The organism is Burkholderia sp. Ac-20392 (genome assembly GCF_017104585.1).
In the GTDB taxonomy this organism is placed as follows: Bacteria; Pseudomonadota; Gammaproteobacteria; order Burkholderiales; family Burkholderiaceae; genus Burkholderia; species Burkholderia lata.
This window is the reverse complement of the sequence record NZ_JAAGPB010000453.1, coordinates 1-6721: the sequence shown is the minus strand read 5'-3', so window position 1 is coordinate 6721 and position 6721 is coordinate 1. Positions and strand designations below refer to the sequence as shown.

Below are 6721 nucleotides of genomic sequence, written 5' to 3'. Positions count from 1 at the left end.
CGGGGCGACGAAACGGCCGTTCACGTAGTTGCGTTCGGTGCGCATGAAGTGACTCCTCCGATGAATGCAGGCGGATCGCTTCGAGTGGCGAACACGCGTGGCAAGGGATAGAGGCCATTCTGTTCATGCGTTTAGCGCACGACAAACGACTTATTTTCGCGCCGAGCATGAGAAAAACGCACGTTACTCGGTGAATCGACCGGAGTCGCCCGTCCGGCAAGGCTGCGGTGGCGCGGATGGAGGGCGGGGCGGGCGGTGGCCTGTCGTATTTTCCGACGGGGCCGAATGCGGACGGGCGTGGAAGCCGGTAAGGTGTCGCCCGCGGCGGGTGGTCGAGGGCGATCGGGGGCGGATCGCGGGCTAGGCCAGCGGCACTTGCGGCAGCGGCGACGACGGTTCGAGATGGCGCTTCGCGAGCCACACTTCCTGCTGCAGCCAGTCGCGGAACTGGACGATGTGCGGCAGGTTCGTCTGCTCGGGCCGCGTGACGAACCAGTACGACTGGTGGCCGTCGACGTGCACGTTGAGCACCTGCATCAGTTGCCCGGTCGCGAGTTCGCGCGCGACCATGTGGCGGTCGGCGATCGTAATGCCCAGACCGTCGATCGCCGCGCGGATCGCATGGTCGAGCAGGTCGAATTCGTAGCCGCCGCGCGTGTCGACGTCGGCGATGCCGGCCGCCTTCAGCCAGTGCTGCCAGGTCAGGTAGCGCTGGTCGTCGGTGGCGAGCACGTGCAGCAGCGTGAAGCGGTTCAGGTCGATCGGCGCGCCGTCCTGTCGAAGTCGCGCATACAGCGCGGGCGCACAGACGGCGATATGCTGCTCCTGCATCAGCAGCGCGTTGTCGAAGCCGTCCCATTCGCCGTCGCCGAACCGGATCGCGCAGTCGAGCACGCGCGATTCGCCGAGGCTGTCGTGGATGCGGGTCGTGAGGCTCAACTCGAATTCGGGATGCGCGTCGCGCAGCCGGCCGAGGCGCGGCATCAGCCACCGCGCGGCGAAGGTGGGCGGCACGTTCGCGCGCAGGCGGTTCAGGTGGGTTTTTTCCTGCAGGCTGCGCACGGTCAGCTCGATCTTGTCGAACGATTGCTGCAGCGCGCGCAGCAGCACGCGGCCGGCCGCAGTCAGTTCGAGCTGGTGATGGCGGCGCTCGAGCAGGGGCTCGCCGAGCTGCCCCTCGAGCTGGCGAACCTGGCGGCTCACCGCGCTTTGCGTCACGTTGAGCAGTTCGGCCGCGCGCGTGAAGCTGCCGGTGCGGCCGGCCATCTCGAAGGCTTTCAGCGCATTCAGCGCCGGCATCTTGCGTCTCACGGGGCGGTGTCGTGTTTGGTGCGGGATGCTTATTGTAGGCGGGTGGCGCGGGTGCGGGGACGATGAATGGCGGCGACGGAGGGCGCGGGGGTTTTACGGTATGGCAGTGGGTGCGCCTTGTTGCGACAAGGTTGCCCGCAGGAGGGCCGGTGATGCCGGCCGGCAACGACACGAACGATACGAACGAAAGGGACACACATCATGCGACGCCTGCCATCGTTGATCGCACTGCGATTTTTCGAGGAGACCGCGCGTCACCTGAGCTTCAACCGTGCGGCGGTTTCGCTGTGCGTGACGCAGGGGGCGGTGAGCCGGCAGATCCGGCTGCTCGAGGAAGCGCTCGGCGCGCGGCTGTTCGAGCGCGATCACAAGGGCGTGCGCCTGACCGATGCCGGCGAGCGGTTGCTGCCGTTCGTCGGGCAGGCGTTCGACACGATCGAGCGTGGCGTCGGCGAAATCGCCGCCACGCGGCCGGGTGCGAAACGGCGGCTGACGGTGTCGCTGCCGCCGACGTTCGCGACGCAGTGGTTTTCGCCGCGGCTCGGCACGCTCGCGGAGGCGCTGCCCGACGTCGAGCTGTCGATCCGTACGGAGCCGACGGACGATTGCCATTGCCACATCCGCTTCGGACGCGCGGCGCGCGCCGGGATGCAGTCGGAGCTGCTGATGATGGAGCGGCATGCGCTCGTCGGTGCGCCGCGTTATCGCGGCGATGCGCTGGATGTGCTGCTCGGCCGGTTGCCGTCGCTGCATGTGCTGCACGAAGGCAAGCGCCTCGCGCTGTGGGCCGACTGGTGCGACCAGGCGGGCGTGCCGCTGGCGCGGATCGGTGACGGTATCGAGTTTTCCACGCTGGAGCAGGCGATCCGCGCGGCGCGCAAGGGCGCGGGGCTGGCGGTGGTCGACCTGAACATGATCGAGGAGGAGATCGGCGAAGGCAGCCTCGTGCGGCTGTCGCCGGTGCAGCCGATCGGGCCGTTCGGGTATTGGCTCGATGTCGAGCCGGAGAGTGTGGCGGTCGAGCCGGTGGTCGCGTTTGCCGCGTGGTTGCGGGGGCAGGCGGGGAGGAGGGGGTAGGGCGGGTGCGTCGATGCTGAGACGCGGCTGATCTTTCGGTGGAAGCAATCGGATCAGTCCGCGCGTGTCGTGCTCTTCTCGCGGTGTTGGCGTGTGTCAACGATCGTTACCGGGAACAGCGATAGCCACGATCATTGACGGCCTGGACCATGCGGATTCCCTCCGTCGCGGCTGATTACGAGTCGGGATCCAGGCCGAAGTGCATGAGTGTTTCCCGGCGCGCCATGGCTTCTGCTTCGGCATCCGAGATGCTCGGCAACTGGCACTTCGAGGGATCGATGCGTCCCACGTTGAAGACGGCTCGTTTCGGCGGGGAGGTGGATGTGACGGTGGCCCGTGCGTCGTGCTCGATGGCAGATTTGCGCATGACCCGAGCCAGGCTGTGATGGAGTTCGCGCGTGACGACTGCATCAAGGAGCCGGCGGGCTTCCGAGAGGCGAACGGGACGATGTTCGCTCGTCGGGCGCCCACGGCGCGTGATCCGGAACCCTGCGATCGGAGTGTGCTTTGCGTTCATTCGTAAATCCCCTTTTCGATCAAGTAGTTCTGCAACGTCCGCACGGATTTTCCGTGCGGCGTAACGTCGAAAGTCATCCAGCGATGCGATCCCGCGACGCGCCAGAAATCTCGCCCGAATCGCGTCGCATAGAGTGCGTGCAGCGATCGAAGTGACCCGTCGGCCAGACCGACCGGGTCGCTCTGGAAATACTGGAACAGGGCTGCTTCGTCGCTTTGCTGGTCGGGAATGGGGGCATCGAAACCGAGCCGAGGCCAGGCGTAGTACCCAAACAGTCGACGCCCGCCGGGTTTTGGCGCCGCCTTGCGGCCACCCGCTGCCAATGCGTTGATGCGGGTGATTCCCAGCGTATCGCACGCTCTTGCGATCCGCCATAGCATGGCCGCTCCGAGGCCGGCGATAGCGCTATCAGCCAGATCGATTGTTTTGAGTTCGAGTGCGAATGTGTCCGATTCTCGGAAGACGGCGATGCGGTTTTCGGATCGGATCAACGCGGAATGGGTGACGCTGAAAGTCAACCTGTCTGCGCTGTCGAGATAGGCTTGAATGTCCGATCCGGCGGGTGCTCCGCACAACGCAACGAGTAGTGCATCGGGAATGTCATCGGCCACCCCAAGCAACGCGGAAATATCCAGGTCGTTTCGATCGACCTCGAGCCGATCGTCGAAGTACGACGTTTCGTATGGCAGAACATGGCCGAGATCGACATGTGGCGCGGGCATGGCGTCCGGCGATGAATGGAAAGCCCCCAGCATATCGACGCGAATCCGACTGGCAGAGTCCGCCAAACGGCCAATCCGATCACGAGACGGAGCGACCGCCCGTCCCGCCCACCTTACGACCAGTCGAACGTCAGCAGCGCCACGCGGCTGACCGGTTCGTAAAACAGCAGAATCCAGTCCGCCCCCATCGCGCGATATTCCCACCCGGTCACACCGGCGACGAAGCGAAAGCGCGCGCCGTCGGGGCCGATCGGCCGGATGTTGTCGGGATCGCTGTCGTCGACCGGAAAGTCGGAGGTGCCCGACCAGTGGCCCCAGCCGACCGATCCGCCGAGCTGGTCGATCAGGTTGCACGGCTTTTCCTGGCTGAAATCGCGCTCGTCCGGCGCGTACTGGTTGGACGAGTAGAGCACGCCGTATTCGGCGAACCGCTTGCGCGCGGTGTCGATGCTGGCCTGTTGCTCGGCGTAGTGCGCCTCCAGTTCCTCGCGATAGCCCGTGTCATGCGCGCCGGGCGGGTTTTCCAGATAGAAGTAGCGCGGGTCGCCGAGCAGCGTGTAGCGGTTGTCGTCGTCGAGCCGGAATCCGATCCAGTTCGCGCGGAGATAGTCGTTGTGATACGCGGCCGTGTCCTGCCCGACGAGCCCGTCGTACGGTTCGACGGGGCTGAGCAGGTGGATCCAGCCCTCCCACGATGGATTGACCGCCGACAGGTCGATCGACACGAGCGGATGCAGGTGGCGCGCGAGTGCGGCATGGGGCTCGGCAAAGACGTCGGCGTCTGGCGGATAGACCTTCAGGCTAGGTTGTGGCGTGACGATGTCTTCAATCATGATCGCTGCTCGCACGGTGAGGGTCCGGTAAGGCTACACGAGTGCGCGCGAAAACCGGATGAATGTCCGGCGCCGCAGCGGCCTGCCGGGGCGCCTCCCGTTCCTTCCATCCGCCCGATCGGCACTTCGAAAACATTCGCGCCGATCCTTCGGAGATTGTCTTCTTGATAATAGTTGATAGCCACGATACGCTTGGTGGATCGAATTCAATCCGGCCGGGAGGTCGACATGATCAGTGCGGAACTGGGCCAGCAGCTGGAGACTTACGTCGCGAAGCTGGTCGAATCGGGGCGCTATGGATCCAAGAGCGAAGTGCTTCGCGAAGGCGTGCGCCTGATCCAGGATCGCGAAGCGCAACTGAATGCGCTGGACGCGGTGATCGCGCGCAGCCTTGCCGATGCGGAAGCAGGACGCGGCGCCGAGGCGGCGGAAGTCTTCGATCGTCTCGAGGCGAAGTATCGGGCCCAGGCAGACCGTCAGGCCTGACCGTGCACCTGTCCGACTTTGCGATTACCGAACTCGAGGCGATCGCGGATTACATTGCACGCGACAACCCGCAACGCGCCGTGACGTTCGTGCGGGAGATCCGCGATAAGTGCCTGAGTCTTGCCGCGATGCCGCTGGCGTTTCCGCTGGTGCCGCGCTTCGAGCGTCACGGCGTGCGGCACCGCGTGTACGGCAACTACCAGATCTTCTATCGGGTCGTCGGCGATCCGCCGACGCGGATCGACATTCTTCACATCCTGCACGGTGCGCGGGACTACGCGTCGATCCTGTTCTGAGCGAACGCGCGCATCGCATCGGGTTCGTTCGAATCGCGCGTAGCGTCCTCGGCGTATCAGCGACAGGTTGATGCGAGCCCGATGAAGCAGGTGAGCATGCAACCCGCCTCCACGTTCAATGCCCCGACGCCTCCTCCAGCGTCAGATGCTTCGTCTCCGGCGCCCACGCGATCGACACGATCATCCCCACCAGCAGCACGCCCGCGAGCGCGAACATCGTCGCGTGAAAGCCGAGCGTCGCGATGCCGACCGGCAGCAGGAACGTGCCGATCGCCGAACCGAGCCGGCTGCACGCGATCGCGAGACCCACGCCGCTCGCGCGCACTTCGGTCGGGAAGCACTCGGGCGGGAACACGCCGACGAGGTTGCTGAATGCCGACATCGTCAGCGTGAAGATCGCGAACGCGACGATCATTGCGATGGCCGCCGCCGACGGCAGCACCGCCAGCGCGACGAGCGATGCGCACGTCACCGCGAACGAGCCGATCAGGAAGCCGCGCCGCGACAGCCGGATCGTCAGCCAGATGCCGATCAGCGCGCCGAGCACGAGGAAGCCGTTCAGCAGCAGGTCCGCGCCGAACCCTTCGGCGAGGCCGATCGTCTTCAGGATCGTCGGCAGGAACGTGTAGATCGCGAAGTACGGAATCACGAGGCACACGAAGAACGCACAGTTGAAAACCGTGCGGCGGATCAGGTCACGCTGGAACAGCCGCGAGAAGCCGGTATTCGCATGCGGTTCGGCCGAACCGTCGAGCATCACGTGCGGCCCGAAATGTTTCGCGACGATCGCACGTGCTTCTTTCTCCCGGCCCTTGCCGAGCAGCCAGCGCGGCGACTCGGGCGTGCCGATCCGCAGCACCAGCACGATCAGCGCAGGCAACGCCGCCGACGCGAGCAGCCAGCGCCATGCATCGGGCGTGGCGTCGCTGTACGCGAGGCCGAGCACGTTCGCGGCGACATAGCCGATCGTCCAGATCACGCTGAACGAACCGAGCAGCGCGCCGCGATGCTTGCGCGGTGAGAATTCGGCGAGGATCGCATGGCCGACCGTGAAGTCGCCGCCCATCCCGAAGCCGATCAGCACGCGCAGCAAACACAGTTCGAGCGGCGAGCTGACGAAGAACTGCGCGAACGCGGCCGCCGTGATGATCACGAAGCTCGTCAGGAAGATCTTCTGCCGGCCCATCCGGTCGGACAGCCAGCCGAACACGAGGCTGCCGAAGAAGATGCCGATCAGCGCCGAGCTGCCGATCATCCCCATCCAGAACGCGTCGATCGGCATCTGTTTGCCGAGCGCGGCGAGTGCGTAGCCGATCGTGCCGAGCGTGTAGCCCTCGGTGAAATGCGCGCCGAACGTCAGGCCGGCGATCTTCACGTGGAAGCGGTTGAGCGGCACGTCGTCGAGCGCGACGGGGCGGTGCGGCGCATCGGCGCCACGCGACAGCGGCAACGCGCGTGCGGCGCCGGATTGAACGTTGA

8 protein-coding genes are annotated in these 6721 nt (G+C 65.5%); 3 read left to right on the top strand and 5 right to left on the bottom strand.

What is annotated here, in order from left to right; genetic code table 11:
* Positions 1-360 precede the first annotated feature (360 nt).
* Positions 361-1299: a LysR substrate-binding domain-containing protein gene (locus G3N99_RS31785; protein ID WP_206124361.1), complete on the bottom strand. Its 939-nt coding sequence runs from the start codon at positions 1297-1299 to the stop codon at positions 361-363.
* A gap of 213 nt (positions 1300-1512) precedes the next feature.
* Between G3N99_RS31785 and G3N99_RS31780 the strand changes: the two genes are divergently transcribed.
* Complete coding sequence (locus G3N99_RS31780; protein ID WP_206124359.1) at positions 1513-2388, top strand: LysR family transcriptional regulator; 876 nt, start codon at positions 1513-1515, stop codon at positions 2386-2388.
* A gap of 175 nt (positions 2389-2563) precedes the next feature.
* On the opposite strand, the gene G3N99_RS31775 is transcribed toward G3N99_RS31780, so the two are convergent.
* The 3 genes from G3N99_RS31775 to G3N99_RS31765 form a co-directional block, all read right to left on the bottom strand.
* The gene (locus tag G3N99_RS31775; RefSeq protein WP_157687414.1) at positions 2564-2905 is read right to left on the bottom strand and encodes a hypothetical protein; all 342 of its coding nucleotides are present in this window, start codon (positions 2903-2905) and stop codon (positions 2564-2566) included.
* The gene (locus G3N99_RS31770; protein WP_206124358.1) at positions 2902-3660 is read right to left on the bottom strand and encodes a hypothetical protein; all 759 of its coding nucleotides are present in this window, start codon (positions 3658-3660) and stop codon (positions 2902-2904) included. The genes G3N99_RS31775 and G3N99_RS31770 overlap by 4 nt, the downstream gene beginning before the upstream one ends.
* Before the next feature lie 80 nt (positions 3661-3740).
* The gene (locus G3N99_RS31765) at positions 3741-4460 is read right to left on the bottom strand and encodes a hypothetical protein (protein WP_206124357.1); all 720 of its coding nucleotides are present in this window, start codon (positions 4458-4460) and stop codon (positions 3741-3743) included.
* Positions 4461-4688: 228 nt separating this feature from the next.
* Here G3N99_RS31765 and G3N99_RS31760 point away from each other — a divergent pair, with 228 nt between their 5' ends.
* Both G3N99_RS31760 and G3N99_RS31755 read left to right on the top strand, forming a co-directional pair.
* Entirely contained in the window at positions 4689-4946 is a 258-nt protein-coding gene (locus G3N99_RS31760) for a type II toxin-antitoxin system ParD family antitoxin (RefSeq protein ID WP_174939353.1), read from the top strand.
* Positions 4947-4948: 2 nt separating this feature from the next.
* Positions 4949-5242: a type II toxin-antitoxin system RelE/ParE family toxin gene (locus G3N99_RS31755; RefSeq protein ID WP_174939888.1), complete on the top strand. Its 294-nt coding sequence runs from the start codon at positions 4949-4951 to the stop codon at positions 5240-5242.
* 115 nt (positions 5243-5357) lie between these two features.
* Here G3N99_RS31755 and G3N99_RS31750 read toward each other — a convergent pair whose 3' ends face one another.
* Complete coding sequence (locus G3N99_RS31750; protein ID WP_206124360.1) at positions 5358-6692, bottom strand: MFS transporter; 1335 nt, start codon at positions 6690-6692, stop codon at positions 5358-5360.
* Positions 6693-6721 lie beyond the last annotated feature (29 nt).

Coding starts and splice junctions, on each gene's coding strand:
- G3N99_RS31765 (WP_206124357.1), bottom strand. CDS start 4,460: ATGATTGAAGACATCGTCACGCCACAACCTAGCCTGAAGGTCTATCCG.
- G3N99_RS31760 (WP_174939353.1), top strand. CDS start 4,689: ATGATCAGTGCGGAACTGGGCCAGCAGCTGGAGACTTACGTCGCGAAG.
- G3N99_RS31780 (WP_206124359.1), top strand. CDS start 1,513: ATGCGACGCCTGCCATCGTTGATCGCACTGCGATTTTTCGAGGAGACC.
- G3N99_RS31785 (WP_206124361.1), bottom strand. CDS start 1,299: ATGCCGGCGCTGAATGCGCTGAAAGCCTTCGAGATGGCCGGCCGCACC.
- G3N99_RS31770 (WP_206124358.1), bottom strand. CDS start 3,660: ATGCTGGGGGCTTTCCATTCATCGCCGGACGCCATGCCCGCGCCACAT.
- G3N99_RS31775 (WP_157687414.1), bottom strand. CDS start 2,905: ATGAACGCAAAGCACACTCCGATCGCAGGGTTCCGGATCACGCGCCGT.